At 62.5% G+C, this 17,460-nt stretch carries 8 protein-coding genes and 1 pseudogene; all 9 read left to right on the top strand.

Features of this window, described 5'->3' with window-relative positions:
• The first annotated feature begins 12 nt into the window (after positions 1-12).
• On the top strand, positions 13-2,118 hold the full coding sequence (locus tag ACTHNZ_RS24585) for a hypothetical protein (protein ID WP_440545200.1): 2,106 nt from the start codon (positions 13-15) through the stop codon (positions 2,116-2,118).
• Between the two features lie 54 nt (positions 2,119-2,172).
• The gene (locus ACTHNZ_RS24580) at positions 2,173-9,108 is read left to right on the top strand and encodes a LamG-like jellyroll fold domain-containing protein (RefSeq protein WP_440545199.1); all 6,936 of its coding nucleotides are present in this window, start codon (positions 2,173-2,175) and stop codon (positions 9,106-9,108) included.
• A gap of 244 nt (positions 9,109-9,352) precedes the next feature.
• Positions 9,353-9,517, top strand: a pseudogene (locus ACTHNZ_RS24575) (STM2901 family protein); the annotation flags it as partial.
• Between the two features lie 70 nt (positions 9,518-9,587).
• Positions 9,588-9,959: a DUF1493 family protein gene (locus ACTHNZ_RS24570; RefSeq protein WP_440545198.1), complete on the top strand. Its 372-nt coding sequence runs from the start codon at positions 9,588-9,590 to the stop codon at positions 9,957-9,959.
• Positions 9,960-10,662: 703 nt separating this feature from the next.
• Positions 10,663-11,919 (top strand): dynamin family protein, encoded by a 1,257-nt coding sequence (locus ACTHNZ_RS24565; RefSeq protein WP_440545197.1) that lies wholly within the window; start codon positions 10,663-10,665, stop codon positions 11,917-11,919.
• A 42-nt stretch (positions 11,920-11,961) separates the two neighbouring features.
• Positions 11,962-14,409, top strand: coding sequence for a dynamin family protein (locus ACTHNZ_RS24560; protein WP_440545196.1), 2,448 nt, complete (start codon positions 11,962-11,964; stop codon positions 14,407-14,409).
• Between the two features lie 18 nt (positions 14,410-14,427).
• Positions 14,428-15,321, top strand: coding sequence for a diguanylate cyclase regulator RdcB family protein (locus tag ACTHNZ_RS24555; RefSeq protein WP_440545195.1), 894 nt, complete (start codon positions 14,428-14,430; stop codon positions 15,319-15,321).
• Positions 15,322-15,330: 9 nt separating this feature from the next.
• The gene (locus tag ACTHNZ_RS24550; protein WP_440545194.1) at positions 15,331-16,458 is read left to right on the top strand and encodes a patatin-like phospholipase family protein; all 1,128 of its coding nucleotides are present in this window, start codon (positions 15,331-15,333) and stop codon (positions 16,456-16,458) included.
• A gap of 664 nt (positions 16,459-17,122) precedes the next feature.
• The coding region (locus tag ACTHNZ_RS24545) for a hypothetical protein (protein ID WP_440545193.1) at positions 17,123-17,460 on the top strand (338 nt) is incomplete at its 3' end.

The following is a 17,460-nucleotide window of genomic DNA, read 5'->3' as shown; positions in this document are numbered from 1 at the left end:
AGTTGACGATCCATGGCCATCGACCTGATCCCGCAATTCGAACCGCTTCGGATGCCGGCCGAATGCACGCTTGCCGGAGAAACACTGTTCGAGCCCGTCGTTGCCCAATCCGGCAGTACGCTCGTTGCCGGCGGCCCGCGTGCGGTTGCGATATTCGAGTTGCAAGATCGCCCAAGCGTGCTGGAAACCATCCGTTCGAAGCTCGGCAACGGCATAGCGGGTTTTTGCGTCAATCATTCCGACCTCTATGTTCAGGACGGGCCTGTCCTCACCGCCTGGTCCCTGACGACCCAGAGGCTCTATGCCGCGCATAACCTCTCCACGGGTCAATCGTGGTCGCGGGCGGACGGGGAGGAGGACGGCCCGCCGGAGGCGTTCTACGCTTTTTCCGATGAGGATGCGCCGCTGCGCGCTGAATTGACGGCGGCGCGCAACCGTTGTGCGTGGGCAGCGGTGCTGGAAGACCTCGAGAAACAGATGGCTCCGGGTGGCGTCGGCAGTATGCAGGCGGATGCCGGGCGAACGTTCGACAACGTGCGCGAGCTGCTCGAGGCAGACGGGTGCGCCGAACAGATCGTGGCCGGAGCCCGCGCCGACCTCGAGCAGGCCCTGCGGACGGCCTCCAAGGTCGTGTATTCCGCCCCGGCGGTCCGCCGGTTGCAGCAATACGGCTCCGCCGGCGCGGTGCTCTTCTCGCTCGGGATGGACGGCACCGTCTATGCGATGGATGTCGGATTGCGATCCGTGACGTCGGTGAATTACGGCATGCTGCCGTTGCGTACGGAACTGGCCGTCGGCGAGTGGAAAGATCCTTCGAGTGCCTATTCGTGCAGCCTCTATTACGTAACCCAGGATGGCGGCATCGCAGTGCTCGACGGCGCGAGGCCGAGTCTCGATCAGCGACAAGGATGGACCGGCAAGGTAAAGCCCGACGCGAGCAAGGTGCTGCCGCTCTCCTGCCACGGAAAATGGGTGATGGGCGGTGGCATCCTCGGTGCGGATTTCTTCGCGACCGACGCCGGCCCATCGTCCCCGTTGGCGCACGTCGTCGCCGCGCCTTCCCGAGGCTGGAAGCGCTATGAGGCCGACGACAAGAGAAAGCTGATCCTGCTCTCCGACGGGACGGCGACTCGGCTGCATGCCTACGGCGGCAACGTGGTCCAACGAGACCGTTGGCGGCTGCGCCAGCACGAGCGCACGGTGGAGGTTGCCTTTCTGCCGATCGGGAAGGACGACGCACCATTGGCTGTCCTCGAAGTCGATGCCGCCCAGCCGAACGATGCGTTGCTGGGTTTGCGGGTCCTGCTCGCCAATACGGTCGACGCGGGCCCTTCGCCCTCGTATCCGCCGCCCGCCATCGTGCTGGACACCGGCACGATCGGGCATTGGAGAAACGGTGCGTTTCGCATCCGCTGGGTGCGCAGCCGTCTTTCGTTGGCGCAGGAACATCTGTACTGCATGGTTCGCTCGGTGACCCCGCAGACGCCGCCAAGGGTCGGCACCGACATCGCGGAGCTGGGCTCGCTTTCCGATCATGCACTCGCCGCGATCTCGCGGCAGGCAAGCGACTTGACGCGTCGAGGCGTACTACGCGGACAGCACTTGCCGGCCCCGAACACGGTCGATCTATCCGCCGATGCGCTGGCCAAATTCGTCTTCAATGCCGACAAGCTGCTGGCGCTCAATGCGGCGGCCAAGCGCGCTTTGGATGAAATGCCGTTGCGTGCCATTCCCGTTCGCGTGCGAGTCGAGTTGGTATGGGGCGAAGGAACGGAGGGCATCATCTACCACCCTACGTTCTCCGCTCCGGAACGACTGTGCGATGAGCGCCTCCTGTTCACGCTCACGCCTGGCGGCGATCGCGAAATCACGACCGACGCGAATGGCATCGCCGTGTTCGACGCAACGATTTTGGATAGGGAATCCAAGCGCTGCCAAGCGGTTCTGAATCCCGCATTCCTCGAGGAGTGGGCGAAACGCCTCGTTGCTCTACGCTGCAGAGCGGATCGCACCTACAAGTTAAAGGCGGTGCACTGTCGCGGCGGTAGCACGCTCGATGCGAGCACGACGCCGGTCATGGCGGTCTGCGTTTTCACGACCTACCGAAACGGACGGTAAGGCTGTACGGTCGCCCGCTGCCGCGGACGGACCCAACACACAGGAAGAAATCTCATGAGTGAACTGTTCGACGACATGCTGGGTGCGGATGCGCTGACACCGACATGGACGCACGAGGCGCAATTCGGCCCTCTGACTTCGCCGTTGGTGAGCGCCGGCGACAAGCTGATCGGCGTTGCCGAAGGGACGGTATTCGCGGTCGACATCCATAACGGGCGGCTCGCCCGCGCTGCGAAGGATGGACGGGCCGATTGGGTCTACCCGCTCAAGGAGCGATTCGGCGGCGCGCCGCGTGTGACGGCCTGCGATGGCGCCGTCTATCTGATGGATGGCGACAAGCTCGTGGCTCTGCGCCTGGCCGATGCGTCGCCGTTGCCCAACTGGACGGCCCCGAAGCTCGGCAATGCGAGCTCGCTGATCGCCCACCGCGGCGTGGTGATGGCGGTCTACCGGGACCCGAGGAAGGGTACTTCCAAGGTTGCCGGCTTCGTGGCCGCCACCGGCGCCAAGGCCTTCGATCCGGTCGAAATCTCGCGCAGCAGTCCAGGACCGGCAGGCTATGACGACGATGCCGTGTTCTTTGCGGCCGGCGGCACGCTTCATGGCGTCAATCTGCGCTCAGGCGACACGCGCTGGACGTTCGCGCCGAAAGACGACCGGATCGCCGGGGTAGCGTCCCCGCGTGCGGCCAAGAGCGTCGTCCTGGCCTCGGGGCGCTGCCTTTACGGCATCGGCATTGCCGACGGCAAGGAGCGCTTTCGGATCGAACCGGGCGGAACGGGTGAATCGGGCGAACGGGGCAATGCCGGCTGGCATACGCCGGTGCTGTATGTTCCATCGACCGTGAACTCGGCCACCAAGGTCGTCAACCTCCGCGCGGTTCGGCCGCAGGCGAGCGCGCAGGGGCTGCTGCGTGCCGCCGATGCCGAGGCGGATGCGCAGGCCGCCAGCCTCGCGGCAGGCGTTGCCATTGCAGCCAATGCGCAAGGCGACCTGATCTGCCTGTCGCTGGCGGATGGCCGCATTCGGTGGCGGCGCAAGCTGCGCTCGCCCGGCGAGCCCAGCATCATCGATGGCGTCGTACACATCAAGACCGACGACGGACGGCAGCTCGAGCGCTTCAAGGTCGAGAACGGCAATGCGGCCGGCGTGGCCTATGCGCTGCCGAATCTGCCGAGTGCGCAGCCGGCCGTGATCGCCAACGGCGCGCTGTTCCTGGCCGACGAAGCCGGCAACATCGCCTCGCGCCCCTACTACGCGGCGCAGGCTGCTGCCTACTTCGACGGCGTCGGGTCGATGGTCGACATTCGGCCCGACGGTACCCAGTTCGATTTCGGCGAACGCAACTTCACCGTCGAGGCGTGGTTCCGCAGCAGCGTCGGCGGTGAAATCCTGTGCGGCTACCCGACCAACAAAGACCCGAACGCGCACGGCTTCCGGCTCAACCTGGCGCCGGACGGACAGATCCGGGTCGCGGTGTTTTCCGCCGATGGCCGGCGCAGCAGTGCCGGACGGACCAATGCCACCGGAGCGTGCGACGGCAACTGGCACCACGTCGCATTGGTACGGCGCCAGCGCACTTACCTCATCGTGCTCGACGGTATTGCGCAAGAGGTGCGGCTGCCCGAATCCGAAGGCGAGCAGGCCCTGTCGATCGGCGGCCAGACGGCCCTAGTCATCGGAGCTTTCGTGCCCGAGCAGGGTGCGCGAGCCAGCGGTTTCTTTTCCGGGCTGATCCGCGAAGTCAGGTTGTGGAATTGCGCGTTGGAAACCACGTTGATCGAGACCAACCGCAAGACCGCACTGGGTGGTGCGGAGCCGCAACTGCTCGGTCTGTGGCGCCTGGACGAAGTGCATTCGCCGGGCGACAAGCAGGTGATCGAGCCGCACAACGCGGTGAGCCGACATCGTGTCAGGGCACGCTTCGTCAATCGCGCTTCGCGCCCGACGGATCTCGACATGGATCGCTCGGCCTTTCCCTATTTGCTGCGTGAATCAGCCAAGCAATGGCCCTATGCCAATACCTGGGGCGCACGCGGGCAGACCCAGGTCATCGGCTCGCCGGCTTTGTCCGGCAATGGCATCGTGGCGTTCTCGACCGGCAGCGTTCTTAATGCGGTGGGCGCGCAAGACGGCCTGCGGAAATGGTCGATGAATGTGGCGAGCCGCATCTCCGAGCCGGTGGCCGATGGCGCCGGCTTTCTCGTGCTGACGCAGGATGACTCCCTGATCCGCATCGAGGCGCGGACCGGCGCGAAGATTCAAGTACCGGCGTTCGCGGGCATGGATCACCGGCATGATGAGGCCCTGCCTGCGCCGGTCGTCGACGCACACTACGTTGCGGCCGCCACCGGGGCCGGCCAGGCGGCCGTCGTGATCTGCGCGCACGATGCCGACGCAGGCATCGAAGTGACGCTGCCCGGCACGCCCGTGCGCCTGGCGTTTTGCAGCGCCGGGCTGCTGGTGCTGACGCAGACCGACGGCAAGTTCACGTTACACCTCGTCGACTGCAAAACCGGCCGAGCCGTCGCGCGGCGGCGCATCGCAGCCGATGCGTTTTGCGCTGCGGGTTCGTGGGTGTTCGTCGTCGCCGACGATACGGTGCACAAACTCGATGCTCGCGCCATCGGCGGCGCACCGCTGGCCGTCTCGGCCGCGCTCGGATGCGCGGCCACGGGCCTTGCGGTGTCGCTCGACGCCGATCTGCTCCTGGTGGGGACCGACACCGGCAAGCTGGTCGCGTTCAGCGCGGGCGAGCTTGCGCCGGCCTGGAGCGCCGCGCTTCCGGCTGCCCGTGCGGGCGCCTGGAACGGCATCAACCCGCCGGTGTTCGATCAAGCTGCGCGCATTTTCTGCACGACGGGCAGCGGCACGATCGCCGCGGTGTCGGTCGAGACCGGCAGCCTGCTCGGCCTTTACCACGCTGAAAACGGCGCGATCGGCACGCCGGCCGTCTGCGCCGGCACGGTGTACACAGGATGCCGCGACACCGTTGCCAATGCGCTCGATTTCGAGCTCGACGGGGCCATGCACAGCATCGTATTCGGCGAGACGACGGCGCTGCGCCTGAACCTCGACCGCCGCGGCAATCCGATCGACGGCGGCAAGCAGCACGCCGTGATCGACACGGGCACCGAGGGCGCGACCTTGCACCTGATGGAGGTGCACCAGAGCTGCGTCGAAGCGTGGGTCAACGTACCGCGCTTGACCGGGGAGGCTGCCCGGCGTGTCGGCGGCGGCATCGTCGGCATCGTGCCGACCGAGGAATCGGGTTTCGACATCAACCTCTGGATGGAGGCGGATGGCGCCGTGCACTATGCTTCGCGCACCCGGACGGCGGACGGCTGGGCTGGTGTCCATGTGAAGGCCACGACGGCGATTGCCGACGGCCGCTGGCACCATCTGGCCGTATCGCGCCAACCCGCGGCGGCCAACGATACGACGGGTGCGCCCAATCAGATACTGCTCTACGTCGACGGTCAAGCGGTGCCAGTGGAGCACTTGCCTCAGCCTGCTGCGCCGCGCGTTGCCGCGTCGGGCCTGAAGGCGTATGTCGGTGCGACCGTGGCTGACGATCTGGGGGCGGCCAAGCCGTTTTGCGGCATGATCGCCGAAGTACGCGTGTGGGATACCTACCGGATGGCGCCGGAAATCGTTTCACGCATGCAGGTCAAACTGCGCGGCGACGAACCCGATCTGCTGGCGTACTGGAATTTCGACTATGAAGCCGTGCACGATTCCGCCTTGCAGGGGCACAGCGGGGAATTGGCGCTGGCCCCCACGGAAGACGCCCCGGCGTGGTGGCTGACCGACCTGTCGTTTGCCCAGCCGAACTACGCGCACATCACGACCGCCGGTGCGATTACCCATGTGCAGGACGACGGCACCACCGTCTACTCGCTCACCGCCAAGGTGTGCGCGGCCGACGGCAGCGGCATGGCGAACCAGCGCGTGGAGATGTGGTACATCCTGCGTCGGCCGGACGACCCCGCTTCGATTTCGATCGATGGCACTCAGGTGCAGGGTGTGAAGCCGGGCACGGAGCCCGATCCCGTCCGGCTGCGCGCCAACGCCGCCCGCCGGTATTCGGCGCTAACGGGCGCCGACGGAACGCTGAAGCTGACCGTATCTTCGCCCAGGCGCGGCCACGGGCCATCGCTCGACCTGTGGACATCGTTCATGCCGGTCAACGAGCGGTTCCACGTCAATGTCCTGATCGACAACCAGAGACTGTCCCGGCCTGCGCCGCCGTCGCTGACGGCGCAGGCCAAGCTGATCCAGGATTATCGCTACGCCCCGGGCGACAAGGTCGACCACAAAAAGGATCGCTCCACCTGGCGCATCGTGCTGCGCGCCCGCGAATCCAACGACGCCATTCGGCCACGCGAGCCCATCACGCTGTGGGCATCGACCACGACCACGATCGAGGTGGGCGGCGCGCGCCACATCGTGAACAGCGAGCGCTCGGTGATGCTCGACAGCGAGATGACCGGCGAGCTGACCGTCGTCTTGGAGGCGGATCAACTGGCCGCCCCGACGCTCTATGCGCGCGCAGGCTTCATGCATCGCAACGAGCGCATCGTCATCAGCGCCGATCAAGATGTGCAGCAGCAGCTCTCGACCATGAAGGCCGATGACATGACGCGCGCACGCGTGACCAACTGGAAACGCCCCGAGGACGGCGGCAAGGACGACAAGGGCGAGGCCCTTTTGAACCGCGAGCATCACGAGCATGCCGGTGACATTTCGCAAGCCGTGCGGCAGGTGGCTTCGTCGGCGAAGACGGAGGACGATCACGCCAAGCTGCTGCGCAGCCGCATCTCGCCGGCGCGGCGCAAGCTCGCCGCGATGCGCGCGGCGGAAAACGGCGAGGACGTTGCGCTGCTGATGACCGGCCCGAACGGTACGATGCAACAGCCGTGCATCGCGGCGATGCGCCAGGAAGAGGCCGGCGCGCAGACGGACCGCGTCACGATCTTACGGACGATGGCGGGTATTGCGCGCAGTGCGCCGGCCAACCCCGATGCCTTCCGCCGCTCGCTGGGCGGCGCGATGGGTTTCGTCATCGAGGCCGATGGGCCGAAGGGGTTCAGTTACCGCACGCTTCATACGGAGCATGAAGTCATGCTCGCGCGCGGTGTGCCCACGCCGGTGCTGCAGGCGCCGCCGCTCGTGGGTAGCTTCTTCGACGATCTTTGGTCGGACATCAAGGACACCGCGACGAACATCTACGACGGGGCGAAGCGCATCGTCGTCACGATCGGAGAATCGGTCAAGATCGCCATTACAAAGATGGTCAACGGTATCGAGAAGGTGCTTCATACCGTCGTGGCGTCGGTGCGGGATGCGCTGAACGCGGTGGCCGGCTTCTTCGAACAGATTGCCGTTGCGATCAAGAAGGTCATCGCCTTCCTGCGCGCGCTGTTCGATTGGGGCGCCATCCTGGAAGCGCAGCGCTATCTGCATCAAGTGATGCGCGATGCGTTCAAAATGCAGAGCAAGACGCTGCGAGACAAGACGCTCTTGAAGAAGCTGTTCGGTATGGCGGCGGGCGTCACGCCGGGACAACTTCCGGCTGGAGCGGGCAGTCTCAACGATCGGATGCGCGAGGGTGGCGGGCGCGACTCGCCCGTGATCGCCGGGTCCGATGGGGTGCAGGCGAATTCGATGCTGCAGAAGACGAGAACGGGCGAGGTCAGTTCGAACGCGGGCACGCCCAAAGGGGCGGCGGAAGTACCCGCCATGGGCGGCGATTCGATCGCAGGCATCGAGACCGTGCTGATCGGGCTGGCGGGCTCGGTGTTGGATCTTTCGCCGGGCGATCTGGTTGCGAAATTGTTCGAGCAATTGAAGAAAACCGTGGCGGCCGGCATGAACGCCATGGCGGAGCAAATGGCGGATGGATGCAATGCGTGCGCCGACGCGATGGATGCGCTCCTCGTCATTCTCGACGCAAAGATCTACATCCCGTTCGTCAGCGATCTCTACAAATGGATCACCGGCGAGGACTTGTCGCTTCTGAGTTTGCTTTGCTTGGGCTTGGGCGTTTTCTTCAACACGCTGTATGCCTTCGTTACGCTGCTGGCCGACGGTGAGGCGCGCACGTTCGCCAGTGATATCAAGGCGAGTTCGAAGGGGCGTCAGCGCAAGGACATCGCGGCCCCCGAGTCGATGCTGTTGGATGCCGGCGCGGTGGAGGAAGGCGAGGGCAAAAAATCGGACGACGAGGTCGTGCCGGACACCGAGCGGGTCTTTGAAATCGTCTATATGGGCGCGCGCGCGTTGAACATCGTCTGCGACACCTGGTGCGACGCTCACTACTACGAGATAGCAACCAAGCGTGGCGGCCGCCAGAGCGACGCCGACCGCAAGGCGCTGGCCGGCGTGGGCATGCTGCAGGGGGCCTGCAGTGCGCTTTCCGCGGGGATGTTCACGTTCTATTCGCAGTCGGCCTATCACGATCGGCTCAAGGCCGTGCTGGGCAAGGATCGCGAGGTGGCCAGCCGGATCGAATGGCTGGTCTATCTGACCTTCAGCGTGCAGGTGGCCAAGAGCGCGATCAAGGTTGTAGCGAGCCTGCTCACGTGGATGGACAACGGTGTGGAGAGGGTCGATGAATCGACATGGCACGGCAGGGCGAAGAAACGCATCAAGGATAACGAGTACAAGTTCATGCTCGCCTTGACCTTGGCAAGCGCCGGCGCGATCGCCGGCAGTATCGTTTATTTTCAGACGACCAAGAAATCGATCGAGAAAATAGCGGGGACCAACGTCTACGAACAGTACCGGTGGTTCACCTACCGCGACGTCGTCAGCTTGATTCCGCTCGTATTCGAATTTCTCTACACCCGGGAGGGGGTGGAGAAATGGGGCGGCAAGCCTGGATCGAAGGTGTACTACCTCGTCGCATTGTGTACGCGGTTTGCCGCCAATGCCGCGTCGGTCGCGCTGCATGGTGTCGGGGTCTTCAAGTACGGCAAGGGAAGATAAGGCGAGGCGGGGGCGTGTTGGCGGGGGACGCGCCTCTTCGAGGGGGGCGGGGGAAGCGTCCCAATCGGCAGGCTCACGAGCGAGTTGGCGCCTCAGATATGCAATCTGGCCGAACTCGGAGCCGTGGCGGACGGGCAAACGGGCCGTCAGTTCAATTCGGTCATGTAAAGTATTGGGTTCGCGCGGTATTTGACACACACGCTGAGAGAGCAGCGACGCCGCGTTTAACCTATCGAAGACAACAATGAGCGATACCCGGTACGCCTACGGCACCCATCAAAACTTAGCACCTGCGGACCTATTCACTTACGTCGCGTTGGATGAGACGCGAAAGCAGCTCGGGCTCGAAGATCTGGCGGCTGCGGCGGCCGTCTTGCTTGGCCAGGCCGACGTACCGGTCACGGGCAAATTCATTTGATCATCCGCAATACGATCGTGACGTACAACCGCCTTGCGCAACCGGCCGATCGGGTGCCGCTGTGAAAGACGAGACATGGGAGCGGTTGGAGGCGTTTTCTCGAGAGGAACTGGGGCGGCCGTTATTCGGCGGGCAACTGAATATCCAGCCCACGTCGCGCCTCGAGGATGACTTGGGCCTCACCGGACTCGACGCCGTTGAGTTCATTGACAAGTGGGCCGAGACTTTCCATGTGCAGGTGAGCGACCTTCCCTACCGACGCTACTTCGGCCCCGAAGGCCAGCAGTTGCTGTCGTCGTTCCTTGGTCTATTTTCGGCGCGGTTTCGCCGGCCCGCCCTCAAGCCCTTAACGCTTGGAATGTTGGCTGAGGCGATGCGCCGCGGGCGGTGGGACACGGCGGAGGCCGAAGCAGCAGTCGATAGCGGCAATTGAGGGAGGGCGGGAGCTATCAGTGGCCCTATAGCTGCGGGAGCGACGTGATGGTTCGCGCTGGCGTCATCTGTCATCTGCCAGCCGCGGGGGCGCGCGCTTCTTCACCCATCGCGGCCATGCCGCTCATTTCACTGCTTTACACCGAACGGGTTCAGGTGGGCGCCCGCTGTGGGCTGAGAGCAAAAAGCCCAGCCGTGTAGGCTGGGCTAAGTGCTTGAATTTCTTGGTGGGGCGTGAGTGACTCGAACACTCGACCTACGGATTAAGAGTGTCCCCAAGGGTATAACTCTGCCTGAGAATCATATAAAAATCAGTTGCTTATGGCAAGCTCGAGCGCAATGATCCGCAGCATTCCGTAGTCCGTCGCACTGGATCTGCCTCCACTTGTGCCTCCGTCGCCCTACGGACTTGAGACCAACGGATTCGCGGCATGCATCAGACCCGGTAGCGCGCCCTGGTGTGCTTTATCCTGGACCGGGCGCTTCACTTGGAACGCTGGCCGCTTCGCGAGAACCTGAAGCAAAGCGTTGTGGTGCCCCTCGCGGCTGCGGGCGGGAGACATCCGGAACCGAGCCACGCCATGTGTCGCTGGCTGTTACAAAATTGCCACGGCGCCGTTGCGAAACGACAACCCGTTGTGTTGACAACAATCGGCCATCGAAACCGGGAGATAATCGGTTAAGTCCGGGGAATGAGGACCGTCATGAAAAAGAACGTCAAACAACGAACAATACGCAGCAGCCATGTCAACCAATCGGCCATCAATAAGCGCACCGCAGGGCGCAAGATTGCCCGGCTCAAGGAGCACCTGCGACAGCTAGAATCGCTGGAGGTGGTGCTGACCGTGGTAGGCACCATGAAAGCGGGAAAGTCCACCTGCATCAATGCCATTGTCGGGCGCGAGATCCTGCCCAGCCGCAACCGGCCCATGACGGCGATTCCGACTCTGGTGCGCCACAAGCCGGGTGCGCAGGTGCCGGTGCTTCTGTTTTCCAATGCCGAACCCGCGCAAAAGCTGACCGGCTCACTGCGCCGGGCCTTGGCCCGTGCATCGGCCGTGCGGCGCGCGCGCGTGGAAAGCGACCCGGAGCTTTCACGCCTCGCCACCAGGATCGCCCGAGGCTTTAGCGTCAAGCCGCGCTACCGGGGGGATGCCGCAGTGTTGTCTTTCTTGCAGAGCTTGAACGACCTGGCGCGCCTGGCCGAGATATTCAATATCGAATTCCCGTTCGAGCAATACTCCGGCTTGGCCGATTTTCCCCTGATAGAAATCGAATTCGCTAACCTGGGCCGTTATGACGACCTGGGCCAGCGCGGCCGCCTCGCTTTGCTCGACACGCCCGGGTTCAATGAGTCGCGCCGCAGCCCGCATTTGCGCGCCATGTTCCAGGAGCGGCTGCAGGACGCCAACGCCGTGCTGGCGGTGCTGGACTACACGCAGCTCAAGTCCGAAGCCGAGGCCGAACTTATGACCGAACTGCAAGGCATTGCTCGCCATGCGGAGGGGCGCATGTTCGCTCTGGTCAACAGGTTCGACTGCAAAGACCACAATTCCGATACTGCGGAAGCCACCGGGCACTACGTGAGTAGCAAGCTGCTCGACGGCGTGGTGCGGCCCGAGCGCATTTTTTCGGTCTCCGCCAAACAAGCTTACCTGGCCCAGCGCGCACAAGCCGCTCTGGACGCGAGCAACGGCGAAGGTGGCTTAAGGTGGGTCGAGGGCAAACGCTTGGACTGGCGCGACGACTTTGGTGCGCAGGTATTCGGCCGGCGCTATGGTACGTCGCTTAACAACAGCGAAGAGGTGCGCCAGGGCATCGCCCAGCTTTGGGAGGCGTCACGTTTTGTCGCCCCCTTGCACGACGTCATTCACTTCAGCCAGGTCGAGGCGGTCAAGTTCGCCCTCGGCTCGTCCTTGGATCAGCTCGCCGCCCTGGCCGAATACCTGGAGGACGCTTGAGCTGCTTCCCGTAATCCTTTATTGCCCATCCGCTTTTCCAATATGAACAAGATCGAAGCACTGAAAGAAGAGGCCATCCGCCTGATCGGTCTGCAAAAGGACCTGCTGCGGCAAATCAAGGAAAAAATCCCGACGAGTGCCATGCCTGAGGAAGACGAGGTGCGGGATGGTGATGACGTCGAGGCATACGCGGCTTGCCAGTTCACGCCCGAGGCCATTGATCGCAAGATCAAGGCGCTGGACGAAAACCTGATCAAGACCCGCAACCTCGACATGGTCCTGGCCGTGGTCGGCACCATGAAGGCTGGCAAATCCACCTGCATCAACGCCATCGTTGGCCAGGAAATCCTGCCCAACCGCAACCGGCCGATGACGGCACTGCCCACGCTGATCCGCCATAAGCCCGGCGCGGCCACGCCGGTGCTGCACTTCGGCGAGAGCAAACAGGGACCCGTGCTCGCGTTGGTCCAGCAAATGCAGAAGGTCCTGGCAAAAAAGGATCACTCGGGGCATCGGAGCATCGCAGGCGACGCGGACCTGCTGGCGCTCTCCAAGGCGATCGGGACGCAAGCTGGCAAATCCGGCTACAAGCTCAAGGCACGCTATGAAGGCGAGGAGGGTATCTTTGCGTTCCTCAAGGGCTTGAACGACTTGGTGCGCCTGGCCAAGGAACTGGGGCTGCGCTTTCCCTTCGAACATTACACGTCGATTGCCGATTTCCCGGAAATCGAAGTGGAGTTTTTCCACCTCAAGGATGCCGCGCAAGACGGAACGTTGGGCAATTTCGCCCTGTTGGATACGCCCGGCTTCAACGAGGCGGGCCAGTCTGAACACCTGCTGCCCATGCTGACGGAGCAACTGGAGAAAGCCACGGCGGTACTGGCGGTGCTGGATTACACCCAGTTGAAGTCGGAATCCGAGGCTCAATTGCGTAAAGAGCTGGAAGAGATCGCCGCCTTTTCGGGCGAGCGCATGTTTTGCCTGGTCAACAAGTTTGACCAGCACAACAGCAACAGCGATGACGCCGACGCAACGCGGGCATATGTGGCGGGCAATCTGCTCGAGAAGGTATTTGGCCCCGAGGTTGAGGTCGCCAGCCGCATCTTTCCGGTGTCCGGCCAGCAGGCGTATCTGGCCAAGCGCGCCGAACTGGAAATCGAGCGCCATGGCAGCCTGGGCTGGCAGGCGGGCCAAAAGGAAAGCTGGGTAGATACCTTTGGCGACAAAGCCTTCGGCCTGCGTTACAGCAAGTTCATCAATGACCGGGAGGAGGTTGCCGCAGCATGCAAGGATCTGTGGGCGCGGTCGCGGTTCGATGCTCCGCTGGTCAATGCTGTCCGGTACAGCCACAACAATGCCGCGCGAATGGCCATCCAGGCCGCCGTCGCCAAACTCGGTGAAATCGCGGGCGAGGACGGCGACACCGCGCGTGGCATTGGCGCGATGCTGAACCTTCGCTTGCAAGGCCTGGATCTGGACGCGGAACAGATCGAGCGCCTGATCGCGGACCTCAACGCCAAGCTTAAGAGCTTGGGTTCCCGTAAGGCCAAGGTCGGTAAAAAGCTCGACGACCTGGTCAACGAAGTCAGGGACAACATGAAAACGTCCCTCAAGGGGCTCACCAAAGAGGTCAAGACCAAGATCAAGGCCGCCTTCGAGGCAAACGCTCAGCAACCGGAGGGCGAACCATCTGCAATCGGAAAAGGCCGCAAATCCAGGGATGCGGAACTCGTGCTGGAAGTCCAGGACGTGATGGAATTTGGCGTTGAAGCCGAGGCCCAAGTCTATCTGGGCAGGATCGCTGACGAGTTTAAGGATTATCTTGAGGGCCGTGCAGAAGCATTGTTCGAGGATTTGAACAATGTACTTGAAGATTCCCGTAAAGAATTCACTGCCTTGCGTACCATGATTCAAAAGGATATCAGTGAATTCGAAGAGCATGCCGCTGAAGCGGGCCTGGATGGGTTGAAAATCAGCGTACCCAAAGCGTCGCGGCTGAGCATTTCTGTGGATGCAGGTGACGGCGGTGGCCACCTGCTCAAGGATAAGTCCTACACGACAACCCGTTATCGCGATCAGGATGGCTTCTTTGCTAAGGTAAAACGCGGCGTGGGCTCTTTATTCAGGCAGGATGATTGGGGAAGGGACGAGTACAAGGCAAAAGTCAATCGCTACGTGTTTACGAAGGCAGACCTGGAAGAACACTACGATAATGTGGTCAAAGTCTTTAACGCCGACTTGACTGACATCGTGGAGAGCAAAGTCAACACTCCCATGCAGGCCAATAAGGAAGCCCTTTTTGCCTCGATCACCGATGCCTTCGGCAGCATTCGCGAGAGCCTCGACGCCGGCCGTAAAAATCAGTCGGAAAGCAAGGAAAGGCAGGCAGAAATCCGCGCCACGGTACACGCCCTGCAGCAGCAATTAGAGGACAATGTCGAAGATATCCGCCAGCTTTCCCTCAGTGTCAAAAAACTTGCCACCGCGTGACGATGCCCTGACAAATCAATGAACAACACAGTTGAAAGCCAATTTCTGAGCACAGTCCCTTCAGCCAAGGACCGCGTGCTCATCGACATGGTCAATAGCCTGGACGTGGCGCGCGATCACCTCCGGGTCGCCCGGGTCGGGGAAAGCGACATCCTGGGCCGTTTCATCGGTGCCATCAGCGGCGACACCCAGCGCCGCAACAACCGCATCGCCCAGCACCAGCACTTAACGCTGGATGGTCTGGTGGACACCGTTACCTTGCTGGCGCAGAGCCAGACCCGGAGCTTCAGCGCTATCGAGCAGGTCTCCACCCGGCTGACGGAAGTGGAACACAGCTTGGCCAAGGTCGCCCACATGACGGCTGATATCCGCGACGCTGTGTATCAGTTGCGCGGTGTCGTGAGGGAGAGTGCGGCTCTGCTGAAAGATGAAATCGACCGTTTGGACCTGCGCGCGGCAGCGACCGAGCATATGGACAATGTGATGAGCCGATGGGAAAGCGGCCGCTTCGACGCCTTCCCGATCGCCTCGCGCGGCATTGTCGTCCTGCACGAACTATATTGGGGGGCGTTCGGCGACTACCTGCGTCGACATCGCGGTGCCAATAATGTGCAGATCTTGCTGGACACACTCAGGGAAAAGATGAGCGTCCGCTGGCGCCAGCAAGCCGGCGAAGATGGTCTGCCGCTGGCGCAATGGCTGGCGCGCCCGGTGGCGCTCGAAGCACAAAGTGAATTCTTCCTGGAAGGTCTTGCCTATCTCGGCGCCGGTCACAGCAGCCAGTTGCGGCCCTGGTCGTTCACGCTGACGCAATTGCCCGACGCGCGCGTGGCGCCGGACGCGGTTAACCGCTTTGTCGGCGCGGACATCATGGCTGCTCGCCTGACGCGCGAAGTCTTTTCACCGGTATAAGGCATGTCCATGTCTGAACAAGCGAAACAAGCCAGCGATGCAACAGCGTCTTCGGTCGGTCTTGTACTCTCCGGTGGTGGCGCGAAAGGCGCTTACCAGGTAGGTGTGCTCAAGGCCCTGAACGAACTCGGCGTGCAGGTCGACATGCTCGCGGGCGCGAGCATTGGCGCGCTCAACGGCGCCCTGATCGCGGCTGCCGACAACCAGTTGCAAGCCGCTCAAAATCTCGAAACCCTGTGGCTGGAACTGGCCGACAGTTCGCCCATAACCTTGGGTTCCATGCGGGTTAAGCTACCCGCTTACCTGTCCATGCTCGGCGCATTTGGCCTGAAGAACTCGATGATCGTCCCGGCCATCATAGCGTTGCGTCGGGGCATGGAGATCATGCCCAAGGGGCCGTCCAATCTGATCAAGCAATTGGAGCCTCTGGCTGGACTCCTGCAGAGCGAGGATGGGTGGCTATGCGACAAGCGCATCAAGCAACTGATCGACCGTTATCTGAGGCCGGGGGGCTTGCCCGAGCGTCTGCCCTTGCACATCTCAGTTTATCCCACGCAAGGTGGGGAAAACGATTTATTGCGCATCATTGGCGCGTCGTTTGGGCTGGGTGATACCGCGCCCTCGGACTTCCTGCTGGCACAATCCCTCGCGCCGGCCGAACAGAAAAAGCTGTTACTGGCCTCGGCTGCTTTGCCGTTACTTTATGCGTCGCAAGAAGTCAACGGCAAGCTTTACACCGACGGTGGCCAGGGTGGGTGGCGCGAAACGCAGGGCAATACCCCGATTGCGCCGCTGCTCGACGCTGGTTGCAAGCACATTATCGTGACCCACCTGAGCGACGGTTCGATGTGGGACCGCACTCGCTTTCCCAGCGCAAGCATCATCGAAATCCGCCCCAAGACTGCGCACATTTCGCGCAATGGGGCCGTGCGCGACCTGATCGGCTTCGACAACGAAAAGATTCCGTCCTGGATTCGTCAGGGCTATGAAGACACTCACGCCTGCATCGGCCCCATCAAGAAGACGCTCGGAGCCTTTGGTGGCATGGCACGAGCCGAACTCCAAATGGATGCCACCTTGCGTGATACCGGTCAGGCCGAATTGCGCGAAGCGATGCGGCGCTTAGATGGTGATTAAACGAGACCGAGATCCCTGCGCCACGAGTCGGAGTGGGGTGAGCTTGTATCGTGGTCAGTCACGGCACATTGAGCGGGAGCGATTACGAGGCTGGTCAGCACCGCACGATGGCCGGCCGCATCGTGTGCCGAGGTGTTTACCCTATCCATTATTTCGAGCACGGTTAGCTGACGACCTCGCCCACCGGTGCCTCGCTGACGTTGGTGCTGTCCGCATGTGCCTGATGCAAAGCAACGCAGTCGCGCGGCGGGTGACGAGACCGACGACCAGGGCGTTGCCCATCAGGAATGCCCGCATTGGATCCGAAACCTGAGCGTGTGCGGTACATCCCGCAGGTAACCCGTTGAGCTGCTCGAGCTCGCTCGGAACAAGCCGACGCAGCCGACCGTCCACGTGTCGTATAACGTGCTTCGTGCGCGATGCGCCCATGCCACCCTCAGAAGTAATGATTGTGCGAGCTGGTTTGGCGAGCGAGTCGGGGAACGCCATCGCACCCTCCGAATAGCGATAGCTGAAACCGTCCCGCTCGCGCGGAATGCTCTTGGCCCCTTTGGCTGCGATCCATGCTGGTTCGGCCTTAGCTTAGCGTTCACGAAAAAGCTGGACGGCACATCTGAGGTTCCGGACGTCTCCCAGTGTCAGAGCGTGGGCCGGGAGGCGGGTTATGTATCAGTTGTGCTTCAAACGAGATTCCCAGTACGGTGAAGCGTTTCTGTCTGGCCTGTTCTACATTTGGTGGCATGGCGGGCAGCACCCGGGCAAGTACTCCAGAGGAAACCCAGTGTCGCTCAAGCCTTCCGCTTTCATGCAGGCCTTGAATTTGAGCAGCTTGTCCGGACCGATTTTCGAGATGAGGGTCTGGGTGCGTATTTCGGACGAACGTGACCGGCCGTTTCGGGATCGTGACCGACGATTTCGGCAACGTGACCGACCATTTCGGGAACGTGACCGAGCGGACCGGCAGGCAGGATTGGCGTTGCGCATGACATCAACCACGCGGGC

It is taken from the genome of Trinickia sp., assembly GCF_051953955.1.
GTDB lineage: Bacteria > Pseudomonadota > Gammaproteobacteria > Burkholderiales > Burkholderiaceae > Trinickia.
This window is presented reverse-complemented; position numbering and strand designations above follow the sequence as displayed.